Annotated in this window: 14 protein-coding genes; 7 read left to right on the top strand and 7 right to left on the bottom strand. The window is 68.4% G+C overall.

What is annotated here, in order from left to right; genetic code table 11:
- Positions 1–70 precede the first annotated feature (70 nt).
- Both HRL51_RS08025 and HRL51_RS11765 read right to left on the bottom strand, forming a co-directional pair.
- Positions 71–421, bottom strand: a complete 351-nt coding sequence (locus HRL51_RS08025; protein WP_172120986.1) for a cupin domain-containing protein — start codon at positions 419–421, stop codon at positions 71–73.
- Between the two features lie 140 nt (positions 422–561).
- Positions 562–738 carry a hypothetical protein gene (locus HRL51_RS11765; protein ID WP_244960138.1) on the bottom strand — a complete coding sequence of 59 codons (177 nt, stop codon included), beginning with the start codon at positions 736–738 and terminating at the stop codon, positions 562–564.
- Positions 739–1,141: 403 nt separating this feature from the next.
- Between HRL51_RS11765 and HRL51_RS08015 the strand changes: the two genes are divergently transcribed.
- The 4 genes from HRL51_RS08015 (at position 1,142) to HRL51_RS08000 (ending at position 4,220) form a co-directional block, all read left to right on the top strand.
- Positions 1,142–1,738, top strand: a complete 597-nt coding sequence (locus tag HRL51_RS08015; RefSeq protein ID WP_172121009.1) for an ATP-dependent Clp protease proteolytic subunit — start codon at positions 1,142–1,144, stop codon at positions 1,736–1,738.
- Position 1,739: 1 nt separating this feature from the next.
- Entirely contained in the window at positions 1,740–2,435 is a 696-nt protein-coding gene (locus HRL51_RS08010; RefSeq protein ID WP_280528693.1) for an ATP-dependent Clp protease proteolytic subunit, read from the top strand.
- Positions 2,436–2,586: 151 nt separating this feature from the next.
- Complete coding sequence (gene clpX / locus HRL51_RS08005; protein WP_172191184.1) at positions 2,587–3,879, top strand: ATP-dependent Clp protease ATP-binding subunit ClpX; 1,293 nt, start codon at positions 2,587–2,589, stop codon at positions 3,877–3,879.
- The gene (locus HRL51_RS08000) at positions 3,876–4,220 is read left to right on the top strand and encodes a chorismate mutase (RefSeq protein ID WP_172120984.1); all 345 of its coding nucleotides are present in this window, start codon (positions 3,876–3,878) and stop codon (positions 4,218–4,220) included. Before clpX ends, HRL51_RS08000 begins: the two co-directional genes overlap by 4 nt.
- Before the next feature lie 28 nt (positions 4,221–4,248).
- Here the strand turns inward: HRL51_RS08000 and HRL51_RS07995 are convergent, their stop codons facing one another.
- Positions 4,249–6,162 (bottom strand): AMP-dependent synthetase/ligase, encoded by a 1,914-nt coding sequence (locus HRL51_RS07995; RefSeq protein WP_172191182.1) that lies wholly within the window; start codon positions 6,160–6,162, stop codon positions 4,249–4,251.
- 155 nt (positions 6,163–6,317) lie between these two features.
- Positions 6,318–8,228, bottom strand: a complete 1,911-nt coding sequence (locus HRL51_RS07990) for an AMP-dependent synthetase/ligase (RefSeq protein ID WP_172120982.1) — start codon at positions 8,226–8,228, stop codon at positions 6,318–6,320.
- Positions 8,229–8,431: 203 nt separating this feature from the next.
- Between HRL51_RS07990 and HRL51_RS07985 the strand changes: the two genes are divergently transcribed.
- Together HRL51_RS07985 and HRL51_RS07980 are read left to right on the top strand one after the other, a co-directional pair.
- Positions 8,432–9,580 carry a hypothetical protein gene (locus tag HRL51_RS07985; protein WP_172191180.1) on the top strand — a complete coding sequence of 383 codons (1,149 nt, stop codon included), beginning with the start codon at positions 8,432–8,434 and terminating at the stop codon, positions 9,578–9,580.
- 120 nt (positions 9,581–9,700) lie between these two features.
- Positions 9,701–10,006: a YhbY family RNA-binding protein gene (locus HRL51_RS07980; protein ID WP_172191178.1), complete on the top strand. Its 306-nt coding sequence runs from the start codon at positions 9,701–9,703 to the stop codon at positions 10,004–10,006.
- Positions 10,007–10,034: 28 nt separating this feature from the next.
- Here the strand turns inward: HRL51_RS07980 and HRL51_RS07975 are convergent, their stop codons facing one another.
- Positions 10,035–10,733, bottom strand: coding sequence for a DNA alkylation repair protein (locus HRL51_RS07975; RefSeq protein WP_172120979.1), 699 nt, complete (start codon positions 10,731–10,733; stop codon positions 10,035–10,037).
- Positions 10,734–10,853: 120 nt separating this feature from the next.
- Here HRL51_RS07975 and valS point away from each other — a divergent pair, with 120 nt between their 5' ends.
- Positions 10,854–13,673, top strand: a complete 2,820-nt coding sequence (valS, locus tag HRL51_RS07970) for a valine--tRNA ligase (RefSeq protein ID WP_172191176.1) — start codon at positions 10,854–10,856, stop codon at positions 13,671–13,673.
- A gap of 126 nt (positions 13,674–13,799) precedes the next feature.
- Here valS and HRL51_RS07965 read toward each other — a convergent pair whose 3' ends face one another.
- Positions 13,800–14,828 (bottom strand): hypothetical protein, encoded by a 1,029-nt coding sequence (locus tag HRL51_RS07965; RefSeq protein ID WP_172191173.1) that lies wholly within the window; start codon positions 14,826–14,828, stop codon positions 13,800–13,802.
- Between the two features lie 210 nt (positions 14,829–15,038).
- Positions 15,039–16,253 carry a Gfo/Idh/MocA family protein gene (locus HRL51_RS07960; protein ID WP_172191171.1) on the bottom strand — a complete coding sequence of 405 codons (1,215 nt, stop codon included), beginning with the start codon at positions 16,251–16,253 and terminating at the stop codon, positions 15,039–15,041.
- Between the last annotated feature and the right edge of the window lie 25 nt (positions 16,254–16,278).

Raw genomic sequence — 16,278 nt, 5'->3', positions numbered from 1 at the left:
GTCTGCGACACTGACGACGGCGGTGCGTCACCTACAGTGGAGACGCACCGCCGTCGTTCCTCTGCCCGCCTCAGGCCGCGCGGTTGCCATCGACCTCGACCATGACGAGCTGGAGGCGGCAGGCTGTCACGGCGGTCAGCGCATGGCGCTCCCCAGGTGCTAGGTAGACGACGTCGCCCGCCACCAGCCGCTCGGTGCGGTCTGCCAGGGAGAAGTCCATCTCACCTGACAACAGCGTCACCACTACTGCCTTGGGTGAGGCGTGCTCAGTCAGTAGCTGCCCAGCATCAAAAGTGAAGATGACGGTGCGTAGGAAGTCGTTATTGACCACCACGCGCGAGGTCGTGGCCTCCTCACTGACGGGCAGGGCCTGGCTCAGGCCCAGCGCGAACAGTGACTGTGAGACCGGGGTGGAGGGCATGGTGCTTTCCTTTCACTACAACTATCTGTGCCCCTCGCCAGGAGGCGGTGGGCAAAGGCACGTGGCGGCAGGGTGCGCCGCCGGGCTCACGGGCTCCAGTGTCCCTCGCCCCGACGGGAATGGGCTGCACGCCCCGGTCCTCAGACCGAGGGGCGTAAGAGACGACGGCGTGCGGGCGCCAGGAGACACAGCTCTAGCGCCATCGTCATGACATCCATGAGGACAGACAGAGCGAAGACGTCGGCGGTCTCCAGGTTGGTTCTGGCCTGCTGGACCTCAGCACCCGGCCCCGTCGTTGTGCTCAGCAGCTCGCTCATGACGGGAGGCGGACCGACTGGCCTACCGCTACTGTCACAGCTGCCAGCACTGGGGGCCCGACGGCGGGCCAGATCACTCGGCGCACGGTCCACCAACGGCTCTTGGCCAGGTTGCCGCCGGGCTGGGGAAGGTGTACGCGGGGCTGCCGCAGGAGGCCAGGGCCCAGATGCCCAGTACTAGTCCCACACCCCGCACCACCACGGCAGGATGGAATGGCGTGAGCCGGTGTGCGCGTCCTGGGACAGGCTCAGGCACTCCGGTCTTGGACGAGATCGCCGTGACAGCCTCGGGTGAGGCCCAAAGCGAAATGGGGTGGGGCTGAGGCATGGGCCGCCGTCGTCGCGCGTTAGCGTTGGCATCAACGACCACGAGAGGACTGACGTGAGCGATCACATCGCGCCCATGGCTGCCGACTCCCACGGCGGCGGACTCGGCCTGACCGACTCCATCTACAACCGGCTCCTCAAGGAGCGCATCATCTGGCTCGGCTCTGAGGTGCGCGATGACAACGCCAACGCCATCTGCGCCCAGATGCTGCTGCTGGCCGCCGAGGACCCGGAGCGGGACATCTACCTGTACATCAACAGTCCCGGCGGTTCTGTCACCGCCGGTATGGCCATCTACGACACGATGCAGCTTATCGAGCCTGACGTCGTCACCGTGGCCACCGGCATGGCCGCCTCGATGGGGCAGCACCTGCTCTCGGCGGGTGCCAAGGGCAAGCGCTACATCACCCCCCACGCGCGCGTCCTCATGCACCAGCCCTCGGGCGGCGCGGGAGGCTCGGCCACGGACATCCGCATCAACGCCGACCTCATCATCAAGATGAAGCACGAGCTGGCGCAGATCACGGCGGCCAACACTGGCCACACCGTGGAGGAGATCATCGCTGACTCGGACCGTGACCACTGGTTCTCCGCCAAGGAGGCCCTGGAGTACGGCTTCGTGGACCACATCATCTCCTCCTCGCGCGAGATCCAGCAGAACGGAGAGAACTGACATGACGAGCTCTCGCCCCTACTTTGACGCCGTGGAGCGCCAGGTCCAGGCCGCCGGGGTCAACCCGGCCGCCATGCCGACCTCGCGCTACGTGATGCCGCAGTTCGAGGAGCGCACGGCCTACGGCTTCAAGCGTCAGGACGCCTACTCCAAGCTGTTCGAGGACCGGATCGTCTTCCTCGGCGTGCAGGTAGACGACGCCTCCGCCGACGACGTCATGGCCCAGCTCCTCGTCCTGGAGTCCCAGGACCCTGACGGCCTGATCACGATGTACATCAACAGCCCCGGTGGCTCCTTCACGGCGCTGACGGCCATCTACGACACGATGCAGTACGTCAAGCCGCAGATCCAGACCGTCTGCCTGGGGCAGGCTGCCTCCGCGGCCGCGGTGCTGCTGGCTGCCGGGAGCGAGGGCAAGCGCCTGGCGCTGCCCAACGCCCGCATCCTCATCCACCAGCCAGCGATGGAGGGTATGCAGGGCCAGGCCTCGGACATCGAGATCGTCGCCAACGAGCTGGACCGCATGCGTACATGGCTTGAGGAGACCCTGGCCGCGCACACCGGCCAGAGCGTGGAGAAGGTCCACGCCGACCTGGAGCGTGACAAGATCCTCACCGCTCAGGCGGCCCTGGAGTACGGCATGGTGGACCAGGTCCTCACCTCGCGCAAGACCCCTCGCTCGCCGCACTCGGCGTGAGCAGGCACTAGGACCGTGGTCACCGGGGCCCGACGGCGCAGCAGCCTTGCGCCCTCGGGCCCCGGCGCGTCCTGGTGAAAGCCCTGACCGGGCACCGTAGGCTGAGGAAGGCCCCGCTGCTGGCGGGGCGGAGGAACCAGGAGGGAACCAGGTGGCACGAAGCGCTGAGAGCGTCGACCTTCTCAAGTGCTCCTTCTGTGGCAAGAGCCAGAAGCAGGTCAGGAAGCTTATCGCGGGCCCTGGGGTCTACATCTGCGACGAGTGCATCGAGCTGTGCAACGAGATCGTCGACGAGGAGCTGGCCGAGTCCGGCGCGGGCGTCCCGCTGGAGCTGCCCAAGCCCCAGGAGATCTACGACTTCCTCAACGAGTACGTCATCGGTCAGGACAGCGCTAAGCGCGCCATGAGCGTGGCTGTCTACAACCACTACAAGCGCGTCCAGGTGCGTGAGCGTGCGGTGGCTGAGGGCGACGGCCTGGAGCTGGGCAAGTCCAACATCCTGCTGCTGGGGCCCACCGGCACCGGCAAGACCCACCTGGCCCGTACCCTGGCGCGGCTGCTCGACGTCCCCTTCGCCATCGTCGACGCCACGGCCCTGACCGAGGCCGGCTACGTGGGTGAGGACGTGGAGAACATCCTGCTCAAGCTCATCCAGGCCGCGGACGGTGACGTCAAGCGCGCGGAGAAGGGCATCATCTACATCGACGAGATCGACAAGATCGGTCGCAAGGCGGAGAACCCCTCGATCACCCGTGACGTCTCCGGCGAGGGCGTGCAGCAGGCCCTGCTCAAGATCATCGAGGGCACCACCGCCTCTGTGCCGCCGGGCGGTGGCCGCAAGCACCCCCACCAGGAGTTCCTGGAGATCGACACCACCAACATCCTGTTCATCGCGGCCGGCGCCTTCGCCGGCATCGAGGACATCGTGCGCCAGCGCCAGCGCAAGGAGTCCGGGGCCACGACGCTCGGCTTCGGGGGCACGCTGAGCGAGGTGACCGAGGACGTCTTCACCACCAGGGTGCGGCCGGAGGACCTGCACAAGTTCGGGCTCATCCCTGAGTTCATCGGCCGTCTGCCGGTGATCGCCACCGTCCAGGACCTCGGCGTCAGCGAGCTGGTGCGGGTCATGACCGAGCCGAGGAACGCCCTGGTCTCCCAGTACAAGTACCTCTTCAGCCTCGACGGCGTCGAGCTGGTCATGACCGACGAGGCCGTTGAGGCGGTGGCCGAGCTGGCCCTGGCTCGCAAGACCGGTGCTCGCGGTCTGACCTCGATCGTCGAGGAGGTGCTGGGGGACGCCATGTTCGAGGTGCCCTCGATGCCGGAGGTCGGGCGCGTCGTCGTCGACGCCGACGCCGTGCGCGGCACGGCCAGGCCGCGCTACGAGGCGGGCTCAGGCACGCTGAGCGCCACCAGCCGCAGCGGTCGGAGCCGGACGGCATGAGCGGGGCACCAGGACCGCGGACCGAGGCCGTCGAGGCCTCGCAGCCGGGTGTTCCGCCGGAGCTGGCGGGCTACCGGGCCACGATCGACAACCTGGACGCGGCGCTGGTGCACCTGCTGGCTGAGCGTTTTCGTTGCACCCAGCAGGTCGGGCTGCTCAAGGCCCGTCTCAACCTGCCCGCCTCGGACCCGGCGCGCGAGGACCGGCAGGTGGCCCGGCTGCGGGCCCTGGCTGAGGACTCAGGACTTGACCCGGTCTTCGCGGAGAAGTTCTTCGCCTTCATCGTCGAGGAAGTGATCCGCCACCACGAGGCGATCCGTACCGAGCAGGCCGGCGCCTGAGACGGGCCAGGGGCGATGCCCCCCAGCCCTAGGCCTGAGGGCGGGCCGGTACCTTGGCGTACAGCGCGTCGATCTCACTGGCGTAACGGGCGATGGTCTCAGCCCGTCGCACCTTGAGCGAGGGGGTGAGCAGGCCGTTGGCGATCGTGAAGTCGGTAGGGAGCACCGTGAAGGTCCGGATCGACTCTGCCCGTGAGACCGTCTCGTTGGCACGGGTGACGGCACGCTCTAGCGCCGCCCGCACGCGGGGGTCCTTGGCGGCGTCGACAGGGTCCATGTCCTCGATCCCGTGGCTGGACAGCCACAGCGGCAGCATCTCGGCGTCCAGTGTGACCAGCGCGCCGATACAAGGCCGGTTGTCCCCGACGACGAGCACCTGGCTGACCAGCGGGTGGCCGCGCAGACGGTCCTCCAGGACCGCGGGAGCGACGTTCTTGCCGCCAGCGGTCACGATGATCTCCTTCTTGCGGCCTGTGATGCGCAGGAACCCGCCCTCGTCGAAGGAGCCGACGTCCCCGGTGCGGAGCCAGCGGTGCTCCTGCTCGTTGGGCGCGGAGGCCTCGTCGGCGCCGTCGGCCATGAAGCACTCGGCCGTGGCCTGCGGGTTGTTGTGGTAACCACGGAAGACCCCGATGCCGCGGACCAGGATCTCTCCGTCGTCGGCCAGCCTGATGGCGGTGCCAGGAAGCGGCAGGCCGACCGAACCGATGCGGGTGGCGCCGGGCAGGTTGACCGAGCACGGTGCCGCGGTCTCGGTCAGGCCGTAGCCCTCCAGCACCGTCACCCCGGCTCCGCGGTAGAAGTGACCGAGGCGCTCGCCCAGAGGACCGCCACCGGAGATGACGTGGGTGACGCGCCCGCCCAGCAAGGACCGCAGGGTGGAGAAGACGAGCTTGTCGAAGGTCGCTCGCTGGGCGCGCAGGGCACGGGACGGCCCGGCTGGGGTGTCCAGGGCCCGGGAGTAGGCGATGGCGGTCTTGGCGGCCATGCGGAAGACCTTCTGCCTGGCTCCCGTGGCCCGGGCGTCGGCGGCGTTGTAGATCTTCTCAAAGACGCGTGGCACCGCCAGGACGAAGGTGGGGCGGAACAGACCTAGGTCGGTCACGAGGTTCTTCACGTCTGGGGAGTGGCCCACCACGCCGTGCTCGGAGCATACGATCGTGACCTCGACGAAGCGGGCCAGGACATGGGCCAGCGGTAGGAAGAGCAGCGTGCGTACCTCGGTGCCGCCGAGGACCTCAGGGACGTAGTGGCAGGTGCTCAGCGAGAGGTGGACCAGGTTGCCGTGGGTGAGCTCGGCGCCCTTGGGGCGTCCGGTGGTGCCCGAGGTGTAGACGATCGTGGCCAGGGACTGGCTGGTGAGCGCCGCGGTGCGCTCGTCCAGGGTGCAGTGGTCCACGTCCTTACCGGCGGCGATGAGCTCGGTGACCGCCTCCTTGGCCAGGCAGAGGACCTGGAGGTCGGCCAGCGCGGGGTCCTGGGCCTTGAGCGAGACCACCACGGCCTCCATCGCCTCGTCCTCGACGACGATGAGACGTACTGAGGCGTCAGTGAGGATCCAGGAGGTCTGCTCGGCGGAGGAGGTCTCGTAGACGGGGACGACGACGCAGCCGGCCTCCCAGATAGCGAAGTCCAGCAAGGTCCACTCGTAGGACGTGTGAGCCATGATGGCGACGGCGTCCCCGGCCTGCATCCCCTGGGCGACCAGGCCGGCCGCTACCTCGCGCACGTGGGCGCGGAAGGAGCGTGCCGGCATGTCCCGCCAGCGCCCGCCGACTGAGGACTTGCGCGCGATGAGGGCGCCGTCTGGGTTGCGGCGCACGCGCTCGGCCAGGGCCCAGGGCGTGGTCATGCCAGCGTGGACCGGGGTCGTCAGGGCGGTGGAGTACTCGCGGGCCCTCGTGGTCTGGCCGGGGGTGACGGAGGAGGCATCAAGGCTCATGCGGCCAGTGTGGACCGTCGTCAGCCTGCGCCGACCTGCTGACAGTGTCAGTGTTGGAGCCGTCGTCTTGTGGAAACCACAGGACGACGGCGGGACTCGCGCGGTGGCGAGCACCGCCGTCGCCCCGGAGGGGGAGGAGTGCTGAGGAGGTGCTCCTAGTCCTGAGGGCCCTTCTTGGTTGTGGAGTAGATGTCCGCGACGACGTCGGCGTGCGCTGTCATGACGGCTGCGCGCTTGACCTTGAGCGAGGGGGTGAGTAGCCCGTTGGCCTCCGTGAAGTCCGTGGTGAGGACCCGGTAGGTACGGATCGACTCGGCGCGTGAGACCGCACGGTTGGTGCGGGCCACGGCACGGTCCAGGGCCGCCAGGACCTCGGGGTTCGTGGCGGCGTTAACGACGTCCATCTCCGGCAGGCCGTGGTTCCTCAGCCACTGCGGCAGCATCTCGGCATCGAGGGTGATGAGGGCCGAGATGAAGGGTTCGCCGTCGCCGAGCACGAGGACCTGGCTGACCAGTGGGTGCCCGCGCAGACGGTCCTCCAGGATCGAGGGGGCGACGTTCTTGCCTCCGGCGGTGACGATGAGCTCCTTACGGCGCCCGGTGATCCGGACCCAGCCGTCGGAGTCGATCGAGCCGATGTCCCCGGTGCGGAACCATCCGTCGGGGGTGAAGGCCTCGGCGTCGGCGGTGGGGTTGTGGTGGTAGCGGGGGAAGACCGACAGCCCGCGCACCTGCAGCTCGCCGTCATCGGCCACGCGGATGTGCATCCCCGGCACGGGTGGGCCGACGGTGCCGATCTTGTTGCGCGAGTCGAGGTTGACCGTGGCCGGACCGATGGTCTCGGTCAGGCCGTAGCCCTCAAGGATGACCAGGCCGATCCCGCGGTAAAAGTGCCCCAGGCGATCGCCGAGCGGGCCGCCGCCAGAGATCGCGTAACGGGCGTTGGGCCCCAGCAGCGCTCGCAGCTGGTGGTAGACCAGGCGATCGGCCAGCGCGTGGGCTGCTTTGAGGACAGGAGAGGGACCGGCCTCGGTGTCCAGGGCACGGGAGTAGGAGATGGCCACCTTAGCGGCCCAGCGGAAGGTCTTGAGCTTTGCCCCCGATCCAGCCTTAGCGTCAGCGGCGTTGTAGATCTTCTCCATGACGCGCGGCACTGCCAGCACGTAGGTGGGGGCAAAGCCCTGCAGGTCCGGCAGGAGGGTCTTGGCATCGGGGGTATGGCCGAGCACCCCCTGGCCGCCGATGGCCAGCAGCTGGAGGAATCGCGCATAGGCGTGGGCCAGCGGCAGGAAGAGCAGGAGACGGGCGGAGGCGGTCCACAGCAGGTCGGGCATCCAGCGCACGCCGTTCCACGCCAGCCCGGCCGCGCTCCTGTGCGTCAGCTCCACGCCTTTGGGTCGGCCCGTGGTACCGGAGGTGTAGATGATGGAGTACAGGTTCTCGCCGTGCAGCGCCGCCGTGCGTGCTTCGACCTCCTGACGGGGAACCTGGGCGCCGGCGACGGTCAGTGCCGTCAGGGCGTCATGGTCCAGGCTGAGGATCTCGGCTACCGGTGCTTGCGGATCTGCCTCGCGACGGGCGGATACGGCCTGGCGCACGATCTCGGCCAGGGCCACGGACTCGGTGATGACCAGGCGCAGCTCGGCGTCGGTGAGGATCCACTCGATCTGCTCGGCGGAGTCTGTCTCATAGATCGGCACGGAGACCAAGCCGGCCCGGGCGATCGCCATGTCCAGCAGGGTCCACTCATAGGAGGTGTGGGCCATCAGGCCCACGGTCTGGCCGGGCTCCAGGCCCCGAGCAATCAGACCAGCCGCGACCCGGACCACCTCATCACCGAAGCTGCGGGCACTGACCGGCACCCAGGTGTTGCCCAGGCGGGACTTGCGCTCAATGAGCGTGGCCTCAGGCAGACGCTCGATGCGGTCGGCCAGCAGCCAGGGCACCGTCCAGCTCGGCTCTGGCTCCTTGGTCAGCGGGGAGATCGCGACGCCGTCGACCAGTGACGGGCAGCCGGAGAGCGACGGTGTGGCTTGAGACTCGATCTGCTGGGTACGTGGGCTCACCGCGGCATTATGTCAGGATCTGGCGGCAGCGGGCGCCGTGACGACTGACAGATCGGGAGCCTTGACCTGTAGGGATCCCCCAAAAGGGGCGGGGCCTGTGAGCCGGGCGTGAGGAGAGTGAGCGCGTGATAAACTCAGCGCCCCAGCTGCCGCGGCTGCTCGGCCTGGCGCTCCTCCCCGTCCCCCCCGCTGAAGGACCAGCTATGCGGAGAGCCCCTCTGACCGTCGTCGCCGTCGCCGTCGTGGCACTGGCCGGGACGCTGGGCGCGTGCTCGGACAAGGAGCCCGTGGCCCTGACCAAGGCCACGCCGACAGCCACTGCCGAGCCGATTGTCAACCCGGTACTCGTCAAGGCCGCCAAGGTCTACCGCCAGGTCCTGGCGAACCCGGTCCAGTACCTTGGCCTTGAGGACGGTATGGTCCCGCAGGAGGTCTCCTACGCCCTTGACGCGCTCGGGGACTCCAGCACGCCTCGCCTCGTGCTCCAGGCGACGGGACTGGGACAGGACCAGGAGAGCCTCGGAGTCCTCCGCGTCATCAGCGTGCAGCCGCAGGGGGAGGACGTCGAGGTCCTGGACTCTGACCACATGGTCGGCGTGGCGAGCGCCGGCGGTTTTCGGGGGCAGGTGACTCGTTCCTCGACGGGCGAGGGGCTGATCTACACCTGGTGGCTCTCAGGCACGGGTGAGGGAGAGGTCACCAGGATCACCGCGGACGCCAACGGCTTCACGGAGGAGCAGCTGTGTGAGGGGCAGGTCGTGCAGACGAGCTGTCTCCCTGACGGTGAGCAGGGTGAGGAGATCACCTGGACCGACGCCTCAGATACCTCGGTGCTTGATGCGCTGGAGAACGGGGAGTGGGAGCCTGGTGCCTCCACGGGGGCCTCCGCATCGGCCTCGCAGACCGGTGGGCAGGCAGAGACCGGCCAGGGCACCCCGCTCGGACAGGGCGGAAAGCTGACCAAGGACCAGCCGGCGGCGACCAGCCCCGACGGCTCCCCGGTCTACACCGGCACCGTGCGCATGACCGACTACGACGGCGTGCTGGCCCTGCAGGGCCAGCAGGACCCGAATCCCGGGGCCGGCCAGTACTCTCCCGGCCCCTACGCGCTGCTCGTGCTCGACCAGCCGCAGGAGGTCGTGGCGACGAACGGCGACGGGCAGGGGACCTCCTCGCGCACCGCCTCCATGGTGCTACTGGGCTATGCGGACCAGGCCTCGGTGTGGAGCCAGTACGACGGTCAGCACATCTCGGTCTCCCACCCTGCCTCTCAGACCTTCTGGCCCTCGGACACCTCCCTGCCGCTGGGGGAGCCGCGCCTGACCGGCACCGCGACGGTCCTGACGCGCTGAGCGAGGCCGGGGCTGCGACGTCGTCCCAGGGACACCTGGGTAGGCTGAGGCCCAGCCAGGGGCTGCGCGTGCTGCCAGCCCGTCGCGCGCCAGCGGGCGCCCCAGCCAAGGAGAGCAGACATGGCTCTGACCAAGAAGCAGGTCAAGCAGCTGCGGTCGATGGGACACCACCTCGACCCGCAGGTCATCATCGGCAAGAACGGCCTGACACCGGCCCTGGTCACCCAGGCCGAGGCCACGATCGACCAGCGTGAGCTCGTCAAGTGCTCGGTGCTGGAGTCCAGTCCTGTCGAGGCCAAGGAGGCGGCGCCTGCGCTCGCGGCCGAGCTGGGGGCGCAGGTCGTCCAGGTCATCGGCGGCCGCTTCCTCCTCTACCGGCGCACCCGCCGTGACGACGTCAGGCCCCTGGAGCTCGTGCGCGACTGAGCGAGGAGCCGGCCGGGCAGCCGCTGGGTCAGCGCCGGGGGAGCCCGGCACGTACCTGTCGCAGGAGGTCCTTGGTCTCGGGCGGGATCCTCGTGGCGTCCAGGCACTTGGCGATCGCCTTGCGACGAACCGACACGGAGAGCCGGTCAGCCAGCTCCTCCTGTGCCAGCCACGGCAGCGCGGTGCCCGGCTGCCTGGTGACGGCGGTGGCCAGGTACCAGGCGACCATCATCTCCAGGTAGTACTCCTGCGACCGGACCGAGACCACCAGCTCCAGGAGGTCGGGGCGGAAGGCGTCACCCAGGAAGAACTCCATGAGGACGCCGATGCCGAAGCGACGGGTGTACAGGTGCTCGGCCGCGATCCACCGGCGGGCGGCGGCTTCCAGGGTCGGCAGGTCGCGGCGCAGGGGCTTGGCGCTCATCGAGTCGCACACGGCCCAGTTGTCGACACAGGGGAGGAAGGCCTCGGCGCCGTCGAGAAACTGCCCGGGGTCCTTGGCCTGGCTGAGCAGCAGGCCGTGGAGCATGTTCTCGTCGAAGAGCCGGTGGGGAAGGCGGGTGAGGAAGGAGAGCACCTCCTCGGGACGCTCCCGCCAGGACTCCTTGGCGTAGGCGCGTAGCGCAGGGACTCGTGCACCGATGATGGTGGCAGGGTCGATACCAGGTACCAGCCTGGCGACAAAGGTGGCGTTGTCGGGGTCCGCGAGGTGGGTGACGCTCAGCACGGCCCCATCGTGCCGTATCCGTGGCGGCGTGTCCCGAGGGCCGACGTCGTAGCCCACCTCACAGGGTGGGAGAGTGGCCCGTCTGGGGGTGGTCCGCGCGACCATGACAGAATCAGGGGCATGTCTGGAACTGAGTCCTCTCCGCGGATCCTCCCCTCCGAGCTCCACAGCCCCCGAGTCCCTGCCAAGGTCAGTACCGAAGGCCTGGAGGCTGCCTGGGGCAAGCGCTGGGAGGAGGACGGCACCTACTCCTTCGACCGATCCGCCGAGCGTGACGAGGTCTACTCCATCGACACCCCGCCCCCCACGGTCTCCGGCTCCCTGCACGTGGGCCACGTCTTCTCCTACACCCACACCGACACCGTCGCCCGCTACCAGCGTATGCGTGGCAAGTCCGTCTTCTACCCCATGGGGTGGGACGACAACGGCCTGCCCACCGAGCGCCGCGTCCAGAACTACTTCGGCGTGCGCTGCGACCCCTCCCTGCCTTATGACCCGGACTTCGTCCCCCCGCACACCGGCGGTGAGGGTAAGTCGATCAAGGCGGCCGACCAGGTGCCGGTCTCGCGCCGTAACTTCGTGGAGCTGTGCGAGCGCCTCACCGTCGAGGACGAGGCCCAGTTCGAGGCACTGTGGCGCCACCTGGGCCTGAGCGTGGACTGGAGACAGAACTACCAGACCATCGGAGTGCGCGCCCGCAAGGTGGCTCAGGCCGCCTTCCTGCGCAACCTCGCTCGTGGCGAGGCCTACCAGGCGGCCGCTCCTGGCCTGTGGGACGTGACCTTCCAGACCGCCGTCGCCCAGGCTGAGCTGGAGAGCCGTGAGTACCCCGGCTTCTACCACCGTCTGGCCTTCCACGTCGTCGACCCTGCTGCCGCCCAGGCCGCCAAGGACGCCGGTGCCCCGATCGAGGAGGGGCCCTCTGGCACCGCCGACATCTGCATCGAGACCACGCGCCCTGAGCTTCTGCCTGCTTGCGTGGCGCTGATCGCCCACCCCGACGACGAGCGCTTCAAGCCCCTGTTCGGCACCACCGTGGCCTCCCCGGTCTTCGGGGTCGAGGTCCCCGTCCTGCCCCACCCCGAGGCGGAGATGGACAAGGGTGCTGGTATCGCCATGTGCTGCACCTTTGGTGACACCACGGACATCGACTGGTGGCGTGACCTGGACCTGCCGCTACGCGCGATCCTGCGCAAGGACGGCCGCCTGGAGGCCGAGACCCCGGAGTGGATCACACAGGCCCACGGGCGCGAGATCTATGAGGCCATGGCTGGCAAGACCACGTTCACCGCGCGCAAGGTCCTGGTGGAGGAGCTGACCTCGACCGGTGAGATGCGCGGTGAGCCCACCAAGACCGTGCGCCAGACGAACTTCTTCGAGAAGGGCGACAAGCCCCTGGAGATCGTCACCTCTCGCCAGTGGTACATCCGCAACGGCGGCAAGGCCTGGACGAACCCGGCCTCGGGCAAGGACCTCAGCGCCGAGCTGCTGGAGCGCGGCGGAGAGCTCGACTTCCACCCCGACTTCATGCGGGTGCGCTACGAGAACTGGGTCAAGGGCCTGAACAATGACTGGCTCATCTCCCGCCAGCGCTTCTTCGGCGTGCCCTTCCCGCTGTGGTACAAGGTCGGCGCCGACGGTGAGGTCGACTACGACGCGATCATCACCCCGGACGAGTCCGCCCTGCCTGTGGACCCCTCCTCTGACCCGGCCCCCGGCTACACCGAGGACCAGCGCGGGGTGCCCGGTGGCTTCGTCGGCGAGCTCGACATCATGGACACCTGGGCCACCTCCTCCCTGTCCCCGCAGCTGGTGTCGGGCTGGCTGGAGGACGAGGACCTCTTCGCCCGCGTCTACCCCATGGACCTGCGCCCCCAGGGCCAGGACATCATCCGCACCTGGCTGTTCTCCTCGGTTGTGCGCGCGGACCTGGAGTTTGGTGCCCTGCCGTGGAAGCACGCGGGCATCTCCGGGTGGATCCTGGACTCTGACCACAAGAAGATGTCCAAGTCCAAGGGCAACGTGGTGACCCCCATGAGCCTGCTGGACAAGTACGGCTCCGACGCCGTGCGCTACTGGGCGGCCTCGGCCCGCCTGGGACTGGACCCGGCCTTTGAGGAGGCCCAGATCAAGGTGGGACGCCGCCTGGCGATCAAGGTCCTCAACGCCTCGAAGTTCGCCCTGTCCATGGGCGTGCCGTGGGACGCTGACGAGGCGACGCTGGCTGCTGTGCCGGCCCCGAGCCTGGACGCTTCTCAGGTGACCGAGCCGATCGACCGTGCCGTGCTGGCCGCTCTGGCCGGTGTGGTCGACACCGCGACGGCCGCCTTCGACCGCTACGAGCACGCTCGCGCGCTGGAGGCGACAGAGTCCTTCTTCTGGACCTTCTGCGACGACTACATCGAGCTCGTCAAGGACCGTGCCAACGACGTCGAGGGCACGCACGACGCAGCCGCAGTGGCCTCGGCCCGCACGACCCTGGCGATCGCCGTGGACACCTTTGTGCGCCTCTTCGCTCCCTTCCTGCCCTTCGTGACCGAGGAGGTGTGGTCCTGGTACCGCACCGGCTCGGTGCACCGTGCCTCCTGGCCGACGAGCGAGGGACTGCGTCAGGGTGCCGGCGAGGCGGACGCCGAGCTCGTGGCGCACGCTGGTGTGGCGCTGGCGGCGCTGCGCAAGGTGAAGTCCGAGGCCAAGGTCAGCCAGAAGACCCCGATCCTCTCGGTGAGCCTGGCAGCCGCCCCGGAGCTGGTCGCGGCGGTGGAGTCCGTTCGCGCTGACCTGCTGGAGGCTGCCAAGGTCACTGGCACCTTCGAGGTAGCTGAGGCTGCGCCGTCGGCCAGTGAGGAGACGACGGCGCAGGGCGGGGAGACTGCCGTAGCCGCAGCGCCCGTGGTGGTCACCGCCGTCGAGCTGGGGGAGCCACCGGCCAAGCGCTGACGATGACCCAGTAACCCACCATCAGAATCGTGGTTTTGCGTACGGGACCGGGGTATACAACAGCATGTATACCCCGGTCCCGTACGCAAAACCACGGTTGAGACGCCGACGGGGCTGCACAGGGGCTTACAGCCACAGGTCCCGGACGGGACGGGTGTGGGCGATGACGTCGGCGGGGAACAGGGTCCTCAGCCGCTCGATGCACCGCTCAGGCTCGCCCAGGTGCTTCCAGTCGAATCGTTCAATCCGCCAGCCCTCCTCACGCAGCCGCATCTCCCGGTGCTTTTCAGCCCGGCCCGCTGACGGCTCGTCATACTTGAGGTAGCCGTCGAACTCCGCGCCCACACGCCACTGCGGCCACCCCAGGTCCAGGAAGTAGCTCCGGTTGCTGTACTCGTCAGGTGCGTGCGCCTGGGCCACGGGGCTCGGCAGACCTGCGGCGCAGGCCGTCCACCGCAGCACAGACTCCCCAGGAGACTCGGCGAAGGCGCTAGCGATCGTGACGACGGCACGTGCGCGTCGGATCCCATGACGCCGACCCTGGGCCTCAATACCCTCCATCAACCGGCGACGCAGCTCCTCCTCACCCAGGCCGTCGCAGCGGCGGGTATACCGATCCGGTTGACACAGACTCATGAAGACCGCGTCAATGATGGGCAGGGACTGGCGCGCAGGAAGATCACAGGCACAGTCCATCGCGGTGCGCAGGGGAGAGGTGACCGGGAGGCCGGAGACGACCTCGACGTCGTCGGGCATGAGCGGAAGGACACGACGGCGGATCCACACACTGCGACCAGTGACGGGCCCGCCGGGCTCCTCATAGGACACGGGCGTGAGCCGGCGTCCACTCTCACGAGGATGCCGACGCATGGCGAGATGGATGTCCGGCTCGCTGCGCAGCACGGGAAAGCCGTGGATGAGGGCCGCGGACTCGTGGGTCAGGCAGATGGCTGAGGGGTGGGAGTGCAGAGCGGCTACCGCGCGGGCCAGGCTGACCTCCCGGCGCCGTTGCCAGCCGACCAGGCCAGGTTCTGGCAGGAGGTAGGCGCCCCGGAGCACACGGATCTCCTCGCCGGTGAGCAGACGGCGCATGTCTGTTGTCTCGGAGGCAAAACGCATGCGGGGAAGGTCCGGTGGCTGCGACGTCGTGTTCATGACCTCAGCATGAGGGACGGGACAGGTCCGGTCCTGGTGGCCTGTGGACAGACGGATTGCGGCCTGCCGTGGAGGCGGCCTGTGGAGCCCGGGCCAGCCCTCACCCGTACCCCACCGCGCCCCGCCCGACCAGAATCGCGGTTTTGTGTACGGGATCGGGGTATACGTGCTGTTGTATACCCCGATCCCGTACACAAAACCGCGGAATGGTCAGTGAGCAGGTGCGGGGAAGGATAAGGGTGCTGGGACCTCCAGGAGGCGGCCGTCGCCTCGCAGGGAGCGCCGGGCCATGACTCCGGCGGCAACGACGTTGCGTGCCGTCAGCGCGTCCGTGCGCGGCTGGCTGCCCGTGCGCACCGCGCTCACGAAGTCCTCCAGCAGCCGCCGGTCGGATCCATCGTGGCCCGCGCCCCCGCGATTCCCTGTGCTCCAGGCGCTCCCTGCCGGCTTCGCGGTACCAGATGCGGACAGCTCCTGAATCGGCAGACGCAGATCCGGCTGCGGATCAAAACCATGACGTCGCCGGCTCCATACGAGGACCCCGCCGCCGGCTTCGTCGCCGATGTTCTCCACCCGGCCTGCGTCCCCGATCACGCAGTAATTGCGCCAGTAGTCAGGCGTGAAGTGGCACTGCGCGTAGGAGCCCATGATCCCGCCCTCGAAGACGATATTGACCATGGACAGGTCCTCAACGTCCATCGCTGGGTTCACCTCCGGCAAGGCCGTGGGAGGCCAGTGCCTGACGTCATTGACGACGGCGGGCGCGGGCTCGTCCACCGCCCGCGGCGGGCACCGGTGGTAGACGGCGTTGGTGCCGATTGCCTGGACGGCACTGATCTGCGTGCCCAGTACGTAGCACATGGCGTCCAGGTCATGACAGGCCTTGTGCACCAGCAGACCACCTGAGCGTGCCGACTCACTGTGCCAGTCACGGAAGAAATAGTCCCCGCCCCGGCCCACGAAGTGCCTGGTCCACACCGCCTGCGGCGTGCCGATCATCCCCTCAGTCACCACGCGGCGCAGGATCTCGACCACGGGCATGAAACGCATGTTGTGCCCAGGATAGAGCAGGCGGTCCGCTCGCGCCGCGGCAGCCAGAAGCGCATCAGCCCCTTCGATCGTGGTGGCGAGGGGCTTGTCCACCATGACGTGCTTGCCTGCCTCCAGCAGCGCCGCACCGATTGAGGCATGGGTGTCATCAGGAGTGAGGACGAGAGCGGCTTCAATAGAGTGATCGGCCAGTGCGGCCTCCAGCCCTGAGGCCGCAACCATACCCGGGTGCTGCTCCTGCACGCGCTCGCGGGCTGTGGCCGAGGGGTCGATGACGAGCACGATCTCCATCCCAGCCACCGACTGTGCAGCAGCAAGCAACTCCCGGCTGCGTTGCCCTGCACCGACGACGGCGGTACGCAGCGGTTTCATCATCTCTCCTCCAAAGCATCCAGGTGGA

This window comes from Actinomyces faecalis (assembly GCF_013184985.2).
GTDB classification, from domain to species: domain Bacteria; phylum Actinomycetota; class Actinomycetes; order Actinomycetales; family Actinomycetaceae; genus Actinomyces; species Actinomyces faecalis.
The sequence above is the reverse complement of the archived record's forward strand: the minus strand, read 5'-3'. Positions and strand labels throughout refer to the sequence as shown.

Coding starts and splice junctions, on each gene's coding strand:
- HRL51_RS11765 (WP_244960138.1), bottom strand. CDS start 738: ATGAGCGAGCTGCTGAGCACAACGACGGGGCCGGGTGCTGAGGTCCAG.
- valS (WP_172191176.1), top strand. CDS start 10,854: ATGTCTGGAACTGAGTCCTCTCCGCGGATCCTCCCCTCCGAGCTCCAC.
- HRL51_RS08000 (WP_172120984.1), top strand. CDS start 3,876: ATGAGCGGGGCACCAGGACCGCGGACCGAGGCCGTCGAGGCCTCGCAG.
- HRL51_RS08010 (WP_280528693.1), top strand. CDS start 1,740: ATGACGAGCTCTCGCCCCTACTTTGACGCCGTGGAGCGCCAGGTCCAG.
- HRL51_RS08025 (WP_172120986.1), bottom strand. CDS start 421: ATGCCCTCCACCCCGGTCTCACAGTCACTGTTCGCGCTGGGCCTGAGC.
- HRL51_RS08015 (WP_172121009.1), top strand. CDS start 1,142: ATGGCTGCCGACTCCCACGGCGGCGGACTCGGCCTGACCGACTCCATC.
- HRL51_RS07980 (WP_172191178.1), top strand. CDS start 9,701: ATGGCTCTGACCAAGAAGCAGGTCAAGCAGCTGCGGTCGATGGGACAC.
- HRL51_RS07965 (WP_172191173.1), bottom strand. CDS start 14,828: ATGAACACGACGTCGCAGCCACCGGACCTTCCCCGCATGCGTTTTGCC.
- HRL51_RS07995 (WP_172191182.1), bottom strand. CDS start 6,162: ATGAGCCTTGATGCCTCCTCCGTCACCCCCGGCCAGACCACGAGGGCC.
- HRL51_RS07960 (WP_172191171.1), bottom strand. CDS start 16,253: ATGATGAAACCGCTGCGTACCGCCGTCGTCGGTGCAGGGCAACGCAGC.
- HRL51_RS07985 (WP_172191180.1), top strand. CDS start 8,432: ATGCGGAGAGCCCCTCTGACCGTCGTCGCCGTCGCCGTCGTGGCACTG.